This is a genomic window from Nostoc sp. CALU 1950, from assembly GCF_051172895.1.
Lineage (GTDB): Bacteria > Cyanobacteriota > Cyanobacteriia > Cyanobacteriales > Nostocaceae > Nostoc > Nostoc edaphicum_A.
Genome location: NZ_JBDNJQ010000048.1, coordinates 1 through 14586, shown reverse-complemented (window position 1 = coordinate 14586; position 14586 = coordinate 1). Strand labels below are relative to the sequence as shown.

The window sequence follows — 14586 nt, the reverse complement described above, 5'->3', positions numbered from 1 at the left end:
GGGAATTTTGGCGATTTTCGGTGTCATGCACAAAACAGCAAAATCACAGCACAATTGTAATCTTTCACAAGATTTATTTACAAAGGCTGAAAGCATTACGGTATAGGCGTTTTCGCCTTTTCGGAATAATTCTTAATAAGGGGTCAAAAACGGGGTAAATTTTTGTAGATTTAATGTTGAATCTTGGTTCTCTTTCCAGGGGAATGCTCAAGGCTTACTTTGTTGGATATCAAAGAGATTAACCGTAGTTCCCGCAGGTTGCGTCAACCTAATCCAAGATAAAATCAGGAGCGGGAAAATGAAATTGATGATGAGCCAGGGGTAAGCTATGGAAGTCAAAAGCGAAGTGACAATAAAATTTAGTGGCTCACTACCAACAGCCACACCAGCCGCGAACAAGAAAGTTGCAATCGAGTTGACTGACCAGAACGGCATAGTCTTCACCGCTCAAGTTAATGCCAAAAGTTGGCGTAAGGCTGAAACTAGCGCCTCAGAATTTGCAGACTGGGCTGGGGCAGTTTCGGGCAAGCTTGGCCAACGCACAGAGAACGGCTTTGAAGTGATTGACGCGGGAATTCAGATTTTTGAAAAGAAAGCGAAGGAGGTAAAGCCAGACGTGGGCGCTGCTGTATCTGAAGCAGGCGCTTCTTCATAGACAGATTTTCTGTCGCGTTTCGGTTTTCTTTAAAAGCGATCGCTTTTCCAAAGGTTAGTGTTCTCATATATATATTCAAGATTGTCAGCATGACCATTACTACCGATACACAGCAGTTATCAGTCAATAATCAACCGATAACGCCAACAGATTCTCTACAATATCGTGCAATTGGGCGGCTGTGGGGAAGGTATGTTCCAAGCCAGGAGGTTATTTATAAAGGACAACTAATAACTGTTGACGGTGTAATACTCGATGCCATTCTCCAAAAGAGAGCATCGAAAATAGTTCAAGCCCAACTTGATTTATCACGAGATTACTTGTGGACTGTTTACCCCAGAACACTATTATCACCAAATGGTATAAAGCTAGATGTGAGTTTAATAAGTGTGAAGACACCATCGGAATATACCGAATCAGTTAAGGCAGAATTTCAGTCACTAGCTGATAACTTTTCTGTACAAGGTCTTGTCGTATATCAGGATTTTGAAAAAGGGATAGTCGAAGTCAAAATTCAACGTAAACCTCGGATGAATTTGGAGCCAACCAAGGACTTTAAACTGAGACTCCGAGGATTTTTACCCCCCAAATCGGTGAAGTGTTTCTGGAATTTTAATGTGCGACGTCTCGGGACTAGCTTAGTAATTCAATCAGGGGAGTGCATTAAATTACAGGAGCGTGAGCAATCTTCAACTTCAGATATCTCAACCGATACAACAGGTTGATACTACCGAGCTAACTGAGAGCTAACCTGACAAAAAAAGTGTAGTTATTCCGGTTCTTCGGGTAATTTAATCAACGTTTAAGAGTGCATTGCTGCAATAATTTATTATGCCTAAACGTAAATCCACCAAGACTAATAGTTTACCATCACCATCAGATGCCGCGCAGCTCCCGCCAGCTATTTTACGTGTCGTCAAGCAAAAATCTACTGCCACAGACGATAATAATCCTGCACAATCTTCATCAGCATCAACTAGCGTACCAATAGAAAATCAGCCTGTTGAGCCGGAATTAGAAGTAAATAATAACCAGAGTCAAAGCATTGCAGTTTCAGAATCAAATAGTAGTCCTGTCCTGATTTCTGACGCTGTGCCTCAAACAATAGAAGCAGAGAATGAACAGTTAGCTTTACCTCAAACTCTCGAAGCCGCACCAGTTAATTCATCATCATCAACTGCTTTGATTGAAAATACCTCTGTTGAACATGAGCAATCAGAGATAGAAACAGAGCAACCGCAATTAGCTCTTAAACCAGCCTATGAAAAATTATCAACAGCAACTAATAGTTCAGGACAGACGTTTACTGTCAAAGAAAAGATTGAGGTAAGTACCTGTAACTTTGGTACACAAAAGGTTTTTATTATCTCCTTATATTCAGCAGCAGATGGAAGTATTTGGGCTTATTACCATCCTGTAGATAAAAACCAAAGGCAGCTTTGGAAGCGGGGGTGCTGTCGGATTGAGGATTTGAGAAAGCTTGATTCAAATTCTTGTCCTGCTTAGTTGCTGTTCTGTATAGATGATAAGTTTTGGGGCTGCTTAGAATATCTCACCTGGGTCTACTTTAGCTTTGGCAGTGATGGTGACTTTCAAAGCTCATTGGCTACCTTTAAAGTATAAAAACCTGCAATAACTATGAGGTAATTAAAATGAGTGCTGGTATTTACATGATTAAAAACAAAATAACTGGTGATTGCTATGTGGGTAAAACAGAAGATTTAAAATCACGCTGGTTAACACATAAATCGGCATTAAATAGAAATATTCATGCTAATAAACTTTTACAAAGTGATTGGAATGAATCCGGTAAAGATAATTTTGAATATATCATTTTAGAAAAATGTATATGGCATGAAATAGATAACAAAGAAAATGAGCATTTTACTAAACACAGACCAAAATACAATATTATAAAACCATTGAAAAGAACTAATTTTATCAAAGCCAAAAATCAATATGGTAGAGAACTGATACTTGATTTAACAAGTGAAGAATTTAAACAATTTTGTAAAGATGAACGACTATCAGAAACTATACAACTTAAATTGCGTAAGAAAAACAAAACGTTTAACTGGAATCAATGGGAGTTTACAACATCAATAGACCAGATCAGTCATTGACCCTTCAGGACGCGGTAAACTTGCGGTAAAAAGTTTCTAAAAACTAATCTAGAGTGACTCTAGACCACATTTTCATCTATACAAAGTCAAAAAATCCTGGTGGCAGTATTATTAGTTAATGACTGAAAATAGCTCCCTTGGCATAGATTTTTATCTATTAACTGCGTCCGTGAGGTGCGACCGCGCAACGACTCTGCTCGGTCGTAGCTCAGAATTTTCCGATTCGTACAAAAAACCTTTTTTGGCACGGTGATGCCCAGATCAGCCCTTAACACTGATGGGTAAGCTTTCGGCTCTGTCCCTAATAAGGACTGTGCGGCATAACTATTTATTATACGGAAAGTTTCCGTATAACATCTGATTTCAGTAGAGGAAACAGTTAATCCCACCAAGCATATAACTGTTGAGAATTAATCTCTAATTCATCGCAACCCCACACAAATTTTACAAATTCACCTGCAAAGTCTAAGTCTTTCACCCCTTTAACTGTAATTGCATCAATCACCAAATCTGGGTTTTCTGTATCATTGATGACTACACCATCAAAAATTGCTGTCGCTTCTATACTTTTACAACGTTGCCCAAATTCAATAAATGAACCAACTGATGGAGCAGCATTAAAACTCGCATTTAGTGTAGTGTAGCCTGATTGAATAACTTGCTCCAATGATTCTAAAGATAGTCCGTGAAATTTGATTGCGTTGGGAGTATATTCTGTAATTGAGTTACCTAAAATTTCTTCAATCCGTTGAACCATATATTTATATCCATATTAAATAAATTTTCAGTATAAGCATATTCCTTAGTCTAGTAGATGCAGATGGTAACGAACTAGAGGAATACAACGTAAGTTTACCGGCGTTAGCTAAGACCAGAGATATTTACAAAGACTTCAATGGTAAACCTATTATTTTTAAGGATTAATTATGGGTAAACATTTCATTAAGCTAAGTGATTTACTTAATCAATCATAATTAATTTTAAAGCAAATCAAACAGCATCCCGACTACGAAAAGGTAAAATATTCACCAGATTTTACAGTTGCAGACGCGATTGCAGCTTTAGAAGAACTACGAACAGAGATACAATAATGAAACCAGGGTACATTTATTTAATTCATAGTGTAGGCACATATAGATACAAAATAGGGCTAACTGTAGCACCACGGACACCAGAGGAAAGATTAAAAGAACTGAATAGCCGTCAAAGTCCCTACCCATTGAAACTCATTCATTATGTCTTTGTTGCTGACGTTTACAAAGTAGAGAAAGAAATTCATCAAGCTTGTAAGTCATTTAATGTTTATAGGGAGTGGTTTGAATTTGCAAAGAACGCATATTTGCAACAAGTTATTCAGTTAATGGAGCGTAGTAATGTAGCGCAAAAATCAAAGAATAATTATCAGGATTACGGTCAATATCAGAAAAAACTAAATGTTTCTTTACCTATAATTCCTAGAGATATTGAACGTGCAAGTCAAGATAGAGAGGAAATCCCAAAATATTTAATATCCAGACGATATGAACCCCACAATCGTTTGAGACAAGGCATAGTCGGGGAGAAAAACAAGAAGAAGAAAATTAAGAAAAGGAAACCTACTGTTTTAGGTAAAGTTTTCAATAATAATTTGTTATTTTTAGTAGCAATAGTCATTTGTATTATTTTATTTTTATATGTTGTGAGTAGATTGATTTAAAAGTGCGTGAATGGGATGATACAGCAAGGGTTTGAAGCCCTTAAATTTCAGAAACTTCAATTGATACAGTTTTATTGGTGCAGAGTAGTACTAATACTCTGCACCATCAAAAAAATTAACGCCCAAAATCTAGACAGACAAAGACTTTCAGCCAAAGCGTCCAATTTTCCCGTTTTGGCACGTTTCAAAGCAGCCCGTCAAGTTACTGTTCAATAGAATTGATCTGAACGTACAGAAAAATCAGAATCTACTGACCATGAACATCAAAGATAAACTCATTTGTGCCTCCTATATCCTCATTGCGTTGGCGGCATTACCAGCGACTTGGCTCAACAATCTTGCATTCATGACCCAGCCTAGTAATGCTTATTTCGCGGACTTTTTTCGTGCAGCCTACGTCAATGCTGCTGCTGCGTCTCTCACCAACGACTTGATTTTGGTTAGCTTGGCAACGTGTATATTTATGGCGATTGAGGGAAAACGTGTCGGTATTCGATATTTCTGGTTGTATATTATTATGTCAGCCATTATTGCTGTTAGTGTTATGTTCCCACTATTTCTGCTCGCTAGACACATCAAGATCGCCAAAGAAATTTCTCTCCAGAGCGTTCCTAAAGCTGCTTAAAGAGTAGTTATTGATTAACCCTCTTTTATCACTTCTGCCAGAGAATAATCTATAATCCTTACATAATAAGACTTTTGCGATTCTTGTTCCTGTACAATTACTTCCTGTTCCTCAGTATCTATTGTGGTAATAAATCCCACATCGCCATTAAAAACTTCCCGTTGGTAGTCGTTGGTGAGTTGGATAATGCGATCGCCTGTTCTAAAAATAGTTCCACCCCTGGTTACTTCAATTTTTTCAGGGCTAGGGGGATTAATCAATTGTTGCAATACATGATTGAGATTGCGTGTACCGACTAATCCCCGTGACAGGGGCTAGATGAGCAATCGTACAGAAAGTTACGCTAAGGCTGTAACCCTTACTGGATAAGCATTCTGTAAATCGATATTTTTGGCAATTCTCGATGTACCAATTAACCTATAGGTCATTTGGTACAGCTTTTTTGTACGGCACAGTAAGGATTTGAGGCTTTTAAATTTTAGACAGATCAATTGGTACAGGTTCATCCCTAGCGATCGAGATATTGAAAACGGCTCATCAATTCTTTAGCGTAACTTTCTGCACGGTTGCTCATTTCACCCCTTTCAGCCAAAGCGTACAAATTATCTCTTTTGGCACGGTGACGCCCTATATAGTCCTGCTACCCGACCACGGTGATGCCAAGCTTAATTCTAAAAGCTTTGATAGTATGTCACAGCTGATAATTCTGGCGAAGGTACTGGTATATAAGTGGATATTAACGATATCCCAAAAATTTAGTGTTTGAAAAAGTTAAGGAGCGTTTTATGCTGAAGCGGATGGTTGTTGCTGTTTTACTTTTTTCGAGTGTAGCGCAGGCTGCTCCTGTAAATAAAGTTGACTATCAACAGATGTATAGCAAGTGCTTGAAGGCTGTTGGTGTTACGAATAATAGTTCAGTGGATCAGTGTTCGCGCCAAACGTTTAAGGCTTCGGAGCAGGAAATAAATCGCCTCTACGGTAAAATTTATCACCAAATTGCATCTCGGCAGGCGGAAGACGCGAAAAAGTTTGAACTTTCTCAAAAGTTTTGGTTGAGCTATCGAGATAGTCATTGCAAGCTGGCTGGAGCTTATGTTGGTTCACCGATGTACTCATACTGCCCAATGCAGTTAAATATTTCACGGGTTGCTGAATTAAGAGAGTTTGCTGGAGAGTGGCTTCTTAGGGAGTCCCAAATCTGAAGCAAATGGGTCAGGGAGTTTATTAGCAGCCAAGTTATTTTCATTAGGAACTTTTAACGTTCCATCAATCCTTTTGTAGAAAATGGTAGGAGTCACACGCTATTAAGGTATTAGACCTTTATAGTATTAGCCAGATTAAGCATTTGCTTTTGCATCATTGAAAAGTTACGTGGGATGTCTAAATATATAGTCATATTAAAGTATTAAACCTTTATGCTATAAACTCATTAACGTTTTAACTTTTAAACAGTGATTGTTATCAGTGTATTCAACTTTAAAGGTGGGACAGCTAAAAGCTCTACTGCCCTGAACTTAGGGGCATTTCTAGCATCTCCCAAACGCCAAACCCTGCTAATTGATTTAGATGGACAGCGTACTCTCTCGTTCGGTCTAGGCATGGATGGTACTGAGCCAACAACCCTTGACTGGCTAACCAGTAAAGAAACACTCACACCCAAACAGACCCAAGTAAAACACCTTTGTCTGATTCCAGGTGATATAGGTATGTTTCGCCTGACATCGGAGGATAACTTGTTTGTTCCAGCACTGTCACGACTTTCTGGGTTTGATGTAGTTTTAATGGACTGTCCCCCTGGACTGTCGGTAGCATCAGTGCAAGCTATCCTTAGCAGCGATCGTATTCTTATCCCCACAATGAACGAACCGGCTTCCCTAAAAGGACTTTCGGAAGCCGTGGAGTTAATTCGAGGGGAAAAGGCAGATATTCCCATTGATGTTGTCAGAACTCGGTATAAGCCCCGGTTAGTTCTGACTAAAGAAGCTGACGATTTACTAATTGAGGCAGCAGTGGAGTTAGGTTATCGACTATTGCACACAACTATCCCTGATAACATAGCTGTTGCTGAATCCATCGCAGCGCAACAACCAGTTAGCACTTACGCCCCCAAGTCCAGTGGTGCTAGAGCTTACCAATCTTTGGCTAAAGAGTGCATTAAACATTGGGGGATGAAATGACCAAAAAGAAAATGTCTGGCATGAAATTAAGCCAGTTTTCTGGAATTAAGAGCCAAACAGAGCCAGAGATTACCGAACCTCCCACCGAAGTAGAACCAACTTCCCCAGTAGTTGAGAAAATGCCTATAACATCACCAGCCCCAAAGTCAGCATTAGAAGCGCCTACTGCATCACCAACTTCTCAAGCAGTAGTTAAGGAAAAGCCCGTGACGATCAATATTAAAATTACTCGCACACAGCATGACTGGTTAACGGATACAGCCCGAACAGTGCGGGACAACAACACAGAAGCAGTTCCCCCTGGTGAGCGGGTTTACCCTCAACACCTAATTGGTGTTGCAATAGAACTATTGCTTTCTTGTGAGGTTGACTGGAGCCAAGTTAAGAATGCTGAAGACCTCAAACGATTACTAAACCTATAAGCTCATTAAGGTATAATTGCTTTAAATTATAAAGGTCTAATACTATAAAGGTTTAAAAGATATTTCTTGCCCAGCATGACAGAAGAATTAGAATAAACTTTGAATTGGAGTTTTCCTTTATGAGCGTCATAATTCCCGATGACATCCTCCGAGCATCAAACATGACTGAGGATGAACTGAAATTAGAAATTGGCATCTTGCTTTATGAGCAAGGTAAAATTAGCAGTGGCAAAGTCCGAGCCTGGACAGGAATCACAGTACTTGAATTCCAGCATGAACTGGCTAAACGCGGTTTACACATCAACTATGATGTAGAAGATTTCCAATCCGATGTGCGGACACTGCAATCAATGGGCTTGTTGTGATTATAGTTAGCGACACATCACCGATCACAAACTTGGCAGCGATTGGTCAGTTAGATTTACTGCGTCAGTTGTATAGTCGCGTTATCATTCCCCAAGCCGTTTATAACGAGATGGTAGGTGTAGATAAAGTTGTCCCTGGGGCAGTAGAAGTACAACAGCTATCTTGGATTAAGGCGATAAGTGTTGTTAATTCTCAACAAGTTACAGAAATTCAGGAAAAACAGGACAATATTGACTTAGGAGAAGCCGAAGCAATTATTTTATCTTTAGAACTGAAAGCTGACTTGCTATTAATGGATGAACGCCGAGGACGAGCAGTCGCTACAAGTTATGGACTAAATGTAACGGGTCTGTTGGGAGTCTTGCTACAAGCCAAAAAACAAGGGTTAATTCCAGCTATTAAACCATTAATTGATCAGTTAATTGCTACTGCTGACTTTCGGGTTAGCCAAAAGTTGTATGCAATTGTCTTGCAATCTGCTGATGAGGGCTAGACACTGCGTTGAAAAAAGTACGAGTAGGTAATATTAGCCTACTTACCATAGAGGGCAGCAGTTTTTGGGTGTTGGCGTAGCCAGCCGCAGGCATCGCTTTGGGGCAGAATCCCCAATATTCTTGTGCTACCAAAATTGATATCAATTTCGATATCAAAGCAGCAATTTTACAGACTACCACAGTGCTAATGATACTTAGTAACTTACGCAACAAGTGGCTCTTGCTATATCTTGTGTAAACACGCTTGGCAAGAACATTGTATGTAATGATGAACGTTATTGGAAACGCGCATTATCAATAACGAGCTAGTAAGCACTTATGCCTAATCAGCCGCTTTGGGGGGAGCTAGTTAAAGTTGAGTTGGAGGCGTGTTTAGATGCCCCGATCGCCAGATATTTTGATGCACAACTTGACAAAGACCCGGATGTGTTGGCGCAGCTGTTGGCAGATAAGCGCAACCCCAATACTCGACGGGCTTATGAAAAGGATTTGAAAGATTTTTTTCTGAAGATGACTCTTGTACCGCCAACTGGTGATAGTGTGCTGGAGTTTCTGCACTTGCAGCCCTCTCAAGCGGTGATGGTGGTGTTGAAGTATAAGGCGATGTTGATTAAATCTGGGTTGCGGGAGGCGACAATCAATCGGCGGTTGGCGGCGATTAAGTCGTTGGCGAAGATGGGGCGGAAGTTGGGAGTGTGCAACTATTCCCTGGAAGATGTTTCAGGGGAGAAGGTTAAGGCGTACCGGGATACGCGGGGTGTTGATAGCAAAGCGATAGCTGTTGTAATTCAGCAATTTGATAGGGAGACTTTGATTGGTAAACGCAACTATGCGATTTTTTTGGTGCTGTGGGGTTTAGCGTTGCGTCGCCAGGAGGTATGTCAGTTAAATGTGGGTGACTTTGATTTTTATGGGCGTAAGTTGCGGGTTTTGGGTAAGGGTAAGGGAACGAATGAAGAATATTTGGATATGTCCAAGGATGTGGCTCATGCTCTTGCAGATTGGTTAATTGCCAGGGGTGATTTGAATGTTAATTTACCGATATTTACAGCATTGGATTTTCATAATGAAGGGCATAGATTGACTACCGATGCCATCTATAAAATAGTGGCTACTGCTTTTAAGAAGGCGGGGGTTAAAAAACCCATGTCACCTCACAGGGTTAGGCATTCGGCGATTACGGCGGCGCTTGATGCTACTGATGGGAATATTAGAAAGGTGCAGAAATTGAGCCGTCATGCTGACCCCAGGACGCTGATGATTTATGATGATAACCGGAATAAAGACCTGTGGGAGATGTCGGAATTGTTAACGGGTATGTTGAAGGATTCGGATAAATAAAAATTAATAAATTGATGACTTAGAGGAGATTAATATTATTGAATAACTGGTAATTAAATATGTTTAATAAGATATTTTACGGGACTTATCAAGTCACCTAGAAAACCGTTTCTCAGTCCAAATAATTCTCAAGGGTAGGAGTATGAAATCAGATGCATTAGAGCTATGTCATCAAGAGTTTAAAAACAATTCCGTGAGGTTTTTGTTAGCAATCGCAATTGAGCCGGGATATTTTCAAAGCTTTGAAGAGATAATGCAGGCTGTCTCGCTTGAAAGCGCTATCCCATACAAAGATTTAGCATCTTATGAAAAGGACTTTCTTCGTAGCTGGGATGAGGTTTATGAAAAGGCTTGTGCTGAGGCTGACCGACGAAAAAGCGGGGAAAGTCCTAACTTGAACTGGTTTGATAAGCTTGGCTGAAGCCAAAATATTTCTCGGAGTGCTTTAAATCCTTGGACAGGAAATCAATCATGATTATTGATACATGAATTTTAGTAGTTTTAAGTATCAAGTGACGAAAAGGGAATTATGCCACGCTATAAGATTACTTTTTTCCACCCTGACGATTATGAGCCAGATACTAGGATCATTCATACCAGCAACATAGAAAAAAGCTTTACTGAGCTTCAAAACGCTAATCCTGAAGTCGAATTTGTTTCTTATGAAGAAATAGAGGAAGAGGAAATAGACTTTGTACTTGAAAATCATCGAGAAGATTTAGGATTGCCAGATCCTGCCCTAGTAGATCCAAATTCATTGAAAAATGACATCCCAAATAACTGACATGAATTTTCGCTTATCAAACAGAAATTTCTTACCCAGAAGGAGATGACATCCACTTAATAGAAGGGCGAGTTTGGGAATTAGATCAAAATCTAGAATTAACCACTGAAGAGATTTTTGAGATTGTGTGTCAAGAATACCACCTGAATGCTGAGTTGATAGAAAAAGAACTAAATTGTAAATGTCCATTTGCATTAGCTGGCTTTTTAAGGGAGTTAGAACCGCTAGAACTTTCCTATTATTTGAAAATTCAAGAAATGGTTGAGTTAGATAAAAAATAGTAAATTATGTCAACAATCCAACGCTTATCAAACGGATTAAACCTAATTGTTAAGTACGATGAATCAGCCTATGTTGGTATTGGCTCAGAGATAAACGAGCCGGGTATCATTTATGTAGAGGATAAGTCTTTGAAAACTTATACCAATATGTCAGAACTTGAACGTCATAATATGAATTCTTGGGGTTGGAAGTGGGATAATGGATTGTGGATCATAGACCTAGACTAAAACATTATTAGACAACAAGAGTAAACGGTTCATTCTAAGTTAACTTGCGGTTAGCTTCAAGAGAGCGTAGAATTCTTTGAACTGGACAAATATAATGAAAATTATGAAGAACCAGCTTCCGCCTTTCAAACGTAGATACTTAGGAAGTCTTAAACATATTAATTACGGAAAATCGACAACAGACTTTAACTTAATAGAAGCGCGAGTTTGGGAATTAGATGAAAATCTCGAATTAACCACTGAAGATATTTTTGATGTTGTGTGTCAAGAATACCACCTGAATGCTGAGTTGATAGAAAAAGAACTAAATTGTAAATGTCCATTTGCATTGGCTGGCTTTTTAAGGGAGTTAGAAGGGACAGAAGTTTCCTATTATTTTAAAATTGAAGAAATGGTTGAGGGAGAATAAATATGCTTGTCATGAATAATGATTTTATTGACCAGCTACGTGAAGAATTAGATATTTGGGATAATTCTCCAACGGAGTGTGATGGGCATAGCAAAGTTCTCTCTACTATTTTATTTAATAAGGGTATTGAACATATAATTTGTTGCGGTTCATTCCAATGGATTGGGCATAGTCAAGTGTCACCGCATTATTGGATTGAGTTGCCGAGTGGGAACCTAACAATTGATTATCGAGCTAGAATGTGGTGTCGTGTTATGGAAAATCCACAATTAGTTGATGTAGAAGTTCCGCACAGTATATTTAATCCTGCATATTGGAATCAGGTTGAATACACCAAGATACAAAAACTTATTCCAGAAGAATTCGGCGTACCTCTAGAAGACTGGTTGTTTAAAATCTTAACTGTATCTATTTAAGGGCTTTGGATGGTGATGCTTGATATTTAAACTAAATTGTTTAGTTTGCGCTTGATGACAGCTTCGCCAGTTCTGACCCAACAGTGCATCACTCAATTTCCTGCCTTATTGTACAAAAAGGGAATTATGACCAAACAGGAAGCAGAGAGACGTATTGAGTACTGGCTTGAGACTTTTGGCGAAAATATTACCAGAATCGACCACGCTATTGAGTTATTGCAAGATTTGTATCTAATTCCCAAAGTCGTGTTTCTATTTGGGTCGTATATTTTTTAAAGTTGTTAGTTATTGTAGGAGACTGTATGAATGTACTCGATGGTCTTTACATATTAGATGAAAATCACAAACCCATTGCTCCCAAAAGTATTGAGCAATGGTCTAAATGGCGGAAAAATGATAACAATGTACAAGTAGCTTTAAGTAGTTTTTCTTGGGGAAGAGTATCTACAATTTTTTTAGGAAAGGATTATTCCAGTTCCCCTAATCAAGAGGTACAGCTTTTTGAAACTATGGTTTTTGGAGGTGAATACAATGGTAAATTCTGGAGATATTCAAATTGGGAGCAAACTGTTAGCGGACATAAAGAAGTTTGTACGTGGATGTTGGACTAAAGAGAGAAATAGCACAAGCAGAGTGAAGGGGGAGAATAAGAAAAGATTGGTATGGAGTAAGGTAACGCACAGCCTCATCCGTAGCGTGTTCTCCTTGTTGGGGTGGATCTTGCGAAGCTGTCATATCAAAACCAAAAGATTATTTAATCGTTGTCAATCATGCGTTATTACAAACTCGTGCCTTTATCAGGGAACTTCAAAGCTTTAATTCTCTACAATATTGGTTAATGCTTGATTCCGGTTGAATTAACTGTTTTTATTTCTGAGTAACGAATAAAATCAGTGATTTCTGCCGACTGCTGAAGTGCTGCTACTACCTGTTCGGTAGGAGTTGCAGAGAAAATACACTCCGTTTCAGATTCTAGTAGTTGCACGAGCATGGCAGACAACACAGGTTTAATCTCCGATGGACTACGGTGAGTTATCTCAACTAGTATCTGGGTAATTGTCTCAAGCTCGTCTGTATGTAATTTAGAAAATTCTTTGACAAATAATTCTGATTTATTAAATATATCCATAACATCATTACTATTTAAGATAATTGTTCAATATTTATTTTACCAGATTGTCAAAACCCTTGAATTATCGTGATTTCGCTCCCGAATTTCTCAGGATTTCAGCAGCCATGAGAGAATTCGATTTTCGGGACTGGAATCAACTAAGAATATATATTGGTTTTACTGCATTGTTGGTATATATAGTGGGAACTGCTCTAGAGAAATTAAGCTGTTATCTTATTAGTCTTTTTATCCGCTCCAAAGCTGCAACGAATAAAGCAAGACATTGACAAAAAAATGTCGGAATTGTTAACGGGTATGTTGAAGGATTCGGAACAATAAAAAATAATATATTGACTAATTAGAGGAGATTGATATTATTGAATAATTGCTAATTAAATATGTTTAATAAGATATTTTTACGTGACTTATCAAGTCACCTATCAAACCGTTTCTCAGTCCAAATATTTCTCAAGGGTAGTAGGATGAAATCAGATGCATTAGAGCTATGTCATCAAGAGTTTAAAAACAATTCCGTGAGGTTTTTGTCAGCAATCGCAATTGAGCCGGGATATTTTCAAAGCTTTGAAGAGATAGTACAGGCTGTCTCGCTTGAAAGCGCTATCCCATACAAAGATTTAGCATCTTATGAAAAGGACTTTCTTCGTGGGTGGGATGAGGTTTATGAAAAGGCTTGTGCTGAGGCTGACCGACGAAAAAATGGGGAAAGTCCTAACTTGAACTGGTTTGATAAGCTTGGCTGAAGCCAAAATATTTCTCGGAGTGCTTTAAATCCTTGGACAGGAAATCAATCATGATTATTGATACATGAATTTTAGTAGTTTTAAGTATCAAGTGACGAAAAGGGAATTATGACTACATCTTTTAAAGTAAGAATCAATTTAAATCGCCTTAGATTTCTCCCATTACATTCTCGCGGACGCTCTCGGATTGATTCTCATTCGGGCTATCGATATCCAGTTCTTGTCCCAAAGCCTCGTTTGTTCATCAAAAATTTTGATTGGATAAAAAACCCTACCCGCCGTAAACAAGCTGAAGAAGCCCATCAACTTTTTGTAAAAAATTTTAACAGCATTGAAAAAGGGCATATTTTTGCACGGCAGTATCATGATCTTATTGATGAAATATCAATTGAGCAAGCAGCACAGGGAGATTTGAGCAAGCAGCACAGGAAGATTTAGCTCTACCGATATTGATTATCAAGATCCACGAGAATACCCTGACTGGGGCTAATAAGTGACGTTCAGGGAGAATTTTATACAATCAGATCATCAAAGCATGGATTTATACAATGAGAATTACTGAGATTTACGTTAGGAATAATTGTTTAGTATTTTGTACCGATGATGGATGTAAATCAATTTATCATTTATCAAATATTGTTGTAGATACAGGCTTATCAATAGATTCGCTCTCTCCCGAAAACCTACCAGAATCAAG

General features: G+C 38.7%; 22 protein-coding genes and 1 pseudogene. 20 read left to right on the top strand and 3 right to left on the bottom strand.

Annotated features, from left to right (window positions below; translation table 11 throughout):
- The first annotated feature begins 328 nt into the window (after positions 1-328).
- From ABF638_RS15085 to ABF638_RS15070, 4 genes are all read left to right on the top strand, one after another.
- Positions 329-655: a hypothetical protein gene (locus tag ABF638_RS15085; RefSeq protein ID WP_435023519.1), complete on the top strand. Its 327-nt coding sequence runs from the start codon at positions 329-331 to the stop codon at positions 653-655.
- Positions 656-744: 89 nt separating this feature from the next.
- Entirely contained in the window at positions 745-1380 is a 636-nt protein-coding gene (locus ABF638_RS15080; RefSeq protein ID WP_435023518.1) for a hypothetical protein, read from the top strand.
- 106 nt (positions 1381-1486) lie between these two features.
- On the top strand, positions 1487-2161 hold the full coding sequence (locus tag ABF638_RS15075) for a hypothetical protein (protein ID WP_435023516.1): 675 nt from the start codon (positions 1487-1489) through the stop codon (positions 2159-2161).
- Positions 2162-2307: 146 nt separating this feature from the next.
- Complete coding sequence (locus ABF638_RS15070) at positions 2308-2778, top strand: GIY-YIG nuclease family protein (RefSeq protein ID WP_104902360.1); 471 nt, start codon at positions 2308-2310, stop codon at positions 2776-2778.
- 379 nt (positions 2779-3157) lie between these two features.
- Here ABF638_RS15070 and ABF638_RS15065 read toward each other — a convergent pair whose 3' ends face one another.
- On the bottom strand, positions 3158-3535 hold the full coding sequence (locus ABF638_RS15065; RefSeq protein ID WP_435023515.1) for a hypothetical protein: 378 nt from the start codon (positions 3533-3535) through the stop codon (positions 3158-3160).
- Between the two features lie 333 nt (positions 3536-3868).
- Between ABF638_RS15065 and ABF638_RS15060 the strand changes: the two genes are divergently transcribed.
- Positions 3869-4474, top strand: coding sequence for a GIY-YIG nuclease family protein (locus ABF638_RS15060; RefSeq protein ID WP_435023513.1), 606 nt, complete (start codon positions 3869-3871; stop codon positions 4472-4474).
- 256 nt (positions 4475-4730) lie between these two features.
- Positions 4731-5099, top strand: coding sequence for a DUF2834 domain-containing protein (locus ABF638_RS15055; RefSeq protein ID WP_190938666.1), 369 nt, complete (start codon positions 4731-4733; stop codon positions 5097-5099).
- A 35-nt stretch (positions 5100-5134) separates the two neighbouring features.
- Here ABF638_RS15055 and ABF638_RS15050 read toward each other — a convergent pair.
- Positions 5135-5413 (bottom strand): annotated as a pseudogene (locus ABF638_RS15050) (ATP-dependent RecD-like DNA helicase); the annotation flags it as partial.
- Positions 5414-5884: 471 nt separating this feature from the next.
- Here ABF638_RS15050 and ABF638_RS15045 point away from each other — a divergent pair.
- The 12 genes from ABF638_RS15045 (at position 5885) to ABF638_RS14990 (ending at position 12628) form a co-directional block, all read left to right on the top strand.
- Positions 5885-6301 carry a lysozyme inhibitor LprI family protein gene (locus ABF638_RS15045; RefSeq protein ID WP_435023511.1) on the top strand — a complete coding sequence of 139 codons (417 nt, stop codon included), beginning with the start codon at positions 5885-5887 and terminating at the stop codon, positions 6299-6301.
- 249 nt (positions 6302-6550) lie between these two features.
- On the top strand, positions 6551-7276 hold the full coding sequence (locus tag ABF638_RS15040; RefSeq protein WP_435023509.1) for a ParA family protein: 726 nt from the start codon (positions 6551-6553) through the stop codon (positions 7274-7276).
- Entirely contained in the window at positions 7273-7698 is a 426-nt protein-coding gene (locus ABF638_RS15035) for a hypothetical protein (protein WP_435023507.1), read from the top strand. The genes ABF638_RS15040 and ABF638_RS15035 overlap by 4 nt, the downstream gene beginning before the upstream one ends.
- A 119-nt stretch (positions 7699-7817) precedes the next feature.
- Positions 7818-8063 (top strand): UPF0175 family protein, encoded by a 246-nt coding sequence (locus tag ABF638_RS15030; protein ID WP_292840248.1) that lies wholly within the window; start codon positions 7818-7820, stop codon positions 8061-8063.
- Positions 8060-8557, top strand: a complete 498-nt coding sequence (locus ABF638_RS15025) for a DUF3368 domain-containing protein (RefSeq protein ID WP_435023505.1) — start codon at positions 8060-8062, stop codon at positions 8555-8557. The genes ABF638_RS15030 and ABF638_RS15025 overlap by 4 nt, the downstream gene beginning before the upstream one ends.
- A gap of 319 nt (positions 8558-8876) precedes the next feature.
- Complete coding sequence (locus tag ABF638_RS15020; RefSeq protein ID WP_435023503.1) at positions 8877-9899, top strand: tyrosine-type recombinase/integrase; 1023 nt, start codon at positions 8877-8879, stop codon at positions 9897-9899.
- A 142-nt stretch (positions 9900-10041) separates the two neighbouring features.
- Positions 10042-10320, top strand: a complete 279-nt coding sequence (locus tag ABF638_RS15015; RefSeq protein WP_412982556.1) for a hypothetical protein — start codon at positions 10042-10044, stop codon at positions 10318-10320.
- 108 nt (positions 10321-10428) lie between these two features.
- Positions 10429-10683, top strand: a complete 255-nt coding sequence (locus ABF638_RS15010) for a hypothetical protein (protein ID WP_435023501.1) — start codon at positions 10429-10431, stop codon at positions 10681-10683.
- A 603-nt stretch (positions 10684-11286) separates the two neighbouring features.
- Positions 11287-11601, top strand: coding sequence for a hypothetical protein (locus tag ABF638_RS15005; protein WP_435023499.1), 315 nt, complete (start codon positions 11287-11289; stop codon positions 11599-11601).
- 11 nt (positions 11602-11612) lie between these two features.
- Positions 11613-12017: a hypothetical protein gene (locus ABF638_RS15000; RefSeq protein WP_435023497.1), complete on the top strand. Its 405-nt coding sequence runs from the start codon at positions 11613-11615 to the stop codon at positions 12015-12017.
- Between the two features lie 126 nt (positions 12018-12143).
- On the top strand, positions 12144-12293 hold the full coding sequence (locus ABF638_RS14995) for a hypothetical protein (RefSeq protein ID WP_435023496.1): 150 nt from the start codon (positions 12144-12146) through the stop codon (positions 12291-12293).
- Positions 12294-12319: 26 nt separating this feature from the next.
- Positions 12320-12628: a hypothetical protein gene (locus tag ABF638_RS14990; protein ID WP_435023494.1), complete on the top strand. Its 309-nt coding sequence runs from the start codon at positions 12320-12322 to the stop codon at positions 12626-12628.
- Between the two features lie 224 nt (positions 12629-12852).
- Here ABF638_RS14990 and ABF638_RS14985 read toward each other — a convergent pair whose 3' ends face one another.
- The gene (locus tag ABF638_RS14985) at positions 12853-13146 is read right to left on the bottom strand and encodes a hypothetical protein (RefSeq protein WP_435023493.1); all 294 of its coding nucleotides are present in this window, start codon (positions 13144-13146) and stop codon (positions 12853-12855) included.
- 464 nt (positions 13147-13610) lie between these two features.
- Between ABF638_RS14985 and ABF638_RS14980 the strand changes: the two genes are divergently transcribed.
- Together ABF638_RS14980 and ABF638_RS14975 are read left to right on the top strand one after the other, a co-directional pair.
- Positions 13611-13889 (top strand): hypothetical protein, encoded by a 279-nt coding sequence (locus ABF638_RS14980; protein WP_435023492.1) that lies wholly within the window; start codon positions 13611-13613, stop codon positions 13887-13889.
- Positions 13890-13997: 108 nt separating this feature from the next.
- Positions 13998-14327 carry a hypothetical protein gene (locus ABF638_RS14975; protein ID WP_435023491.1) on the top strand — a complete coding sequence of 110 codons (330 nt, stop codon included), beginning with the start codon at positions 13998-14000 and terminating at the stop codon, positions 14325-14327.
- The last annotated feature ends 259 nt before the right edge of the window (positions 14328-14586 follow it).

What these genes read in the sequence shown, in the direction of transcription:
- ABF638_RS15055 (WP_190938666.1), top strand. Translation starts at nt 4,731, where the DNA reads ATGAACATCAAAGATAAACTCATTTGTGCCTCCTATATCCTCATTGCG.
- ABF638_RS15015 (WP_412982556.1), top strand. Translation starts at nt 10,042, where the DNA reads ATGAAATCAGATGCATTAGAGCTATGTCATCAAGAGTTTAAAAACAAT.
- ABF638_RS15070 (WP_104902360.1), top strand. Translation starts at nt 2,308, where the DNA reads ATGAGTGCTGGTATTTACATGATTAAAAACAAAATAACTGGTGATTGC.
- ABF638_RS14995 (WP_435023496.1), top strand. Translation starts at nt 12,144, where the DNA reads ATGACCAAACAGGAAGCAGAGAGACGTATTGAGTACTGGCTTGAGACT.
- ABF638_RS15000 (WP_435023497.1), top strand. Translation starts at nt 11,613, where the DNA reads ATGAATAATGATTTTATTGACCAGCTACGTGAAGAATTAGATATTTGG.
- ABF638_RS15080 (WP_435023518.1), top strand. Translation starts at nt 745, where the DNA reads ATGACCATTACTACCGATACACAGCAGTTATCAGTCAATAATCAACCG.
- ABF638_RS15005 (WP_435023499.1), top strand. Translation starts at nt 11,287, where the DNA reads ATGAAAATTATGAAGAACCAGCTTCCGCCTTTCAAACGTAGATACTTA.
- ABF638_RS15075 (WP_435023516.1), top strand. Translation starts at nt 1,487, where the DNA reads ATGCCTAAACGTAAATCCACCAAGACTAATAGTTTACCATCACCATCA.
- ABF638_RS15035 (WP_435023507.1), top strand. Translation starts at nt 7,273, where the DNA reads ATGACCAAAAAGAAAATGTCTGGCATGAAATTAAGCCAGTTTTCTGGA.
- ABF638_RS14985 (WP_435023493.1), bottom strand. Translation starts at nt 13,146, where the DNA reads ATGGATATATTTAATAAATCAGAATTATTTGTCAAAGAATTTTCTAAA.
- ABF638_RS15085 (WP_435023519.1), top strand. Translation starts at nt 329, where the DNA reads ATGGAAGTCAAAAGCGAAGTGACAATAAAATTTAGTGGCTCACTACCA.
- ABF638_RS14980 (WP_435023492.1), top strand. Translation starts at nt 13,611, where the DNA reads ATGAAATCAGATGCATTAGAGCTATGTCATCAAGAGTTTAAAAACAAT.
- ABF638_RS15020 (WP_435023503.1), top strand. Translation starts at nt 8,877, where the DNA reads ATGCCTAATCAGCCGCTTTGGGGGGAGCTAGTTAAAGTTGAGTTGGAG.
- ABF638_RS15060 (WP_435023513.1), top strand. Translation starts at nt 3,869, where the DNA reads ATGAAACCAGGGTACATTTATTTAATTCATAGTGTAGGCACATATAGA.
- ABF638_RS15010 (WP_435023501.1), top strand. Translation starts at nt 10,429, where the DNA reads ATGCCACGCTATAAGATTACTTTTTTCCACCCTGACGATTATGAGCCA.
- ABF638_RS15045 (WP_435023511.1), top strand. Translation starts at nt 5,885, where the DNA reads ATGCTGAAGCGGATGGTTGTTGCTGTTTTACTTTTTTCGAGTGTAGCG.
- ABF638_RS14990 (WP_435023494.1), top strand. Translation starts at nt 12,320, where the DNA reads ATGAATGTACTCGATGGTCTTTACATATTAGATGAAAATCACAAACCC.
- ABF638_RS15030 (WP_292840248.1), top strand. Translation starts at nt 7,818, where the DNA reads ATGAGCGTCATAATTCCCGATGACATCCTCCGAGCATCAAACATGACT.
- ABF638_RS14975 (WP_435023491.1), top strand. Translation starts at nt 13,998, where the DNA reads ATGACTACATCTTTTAAAGTAAGAATCAATTTAAATCGCCTTAGATTT.
- ABF638_RS15065 (WP_435023515.1), bottom strand. Translation starts at nt 3,535, where the DNA reads ATGGTTCAACGGATTGAAGAAATTTTAGGTAACTCAATTACAGAATAT.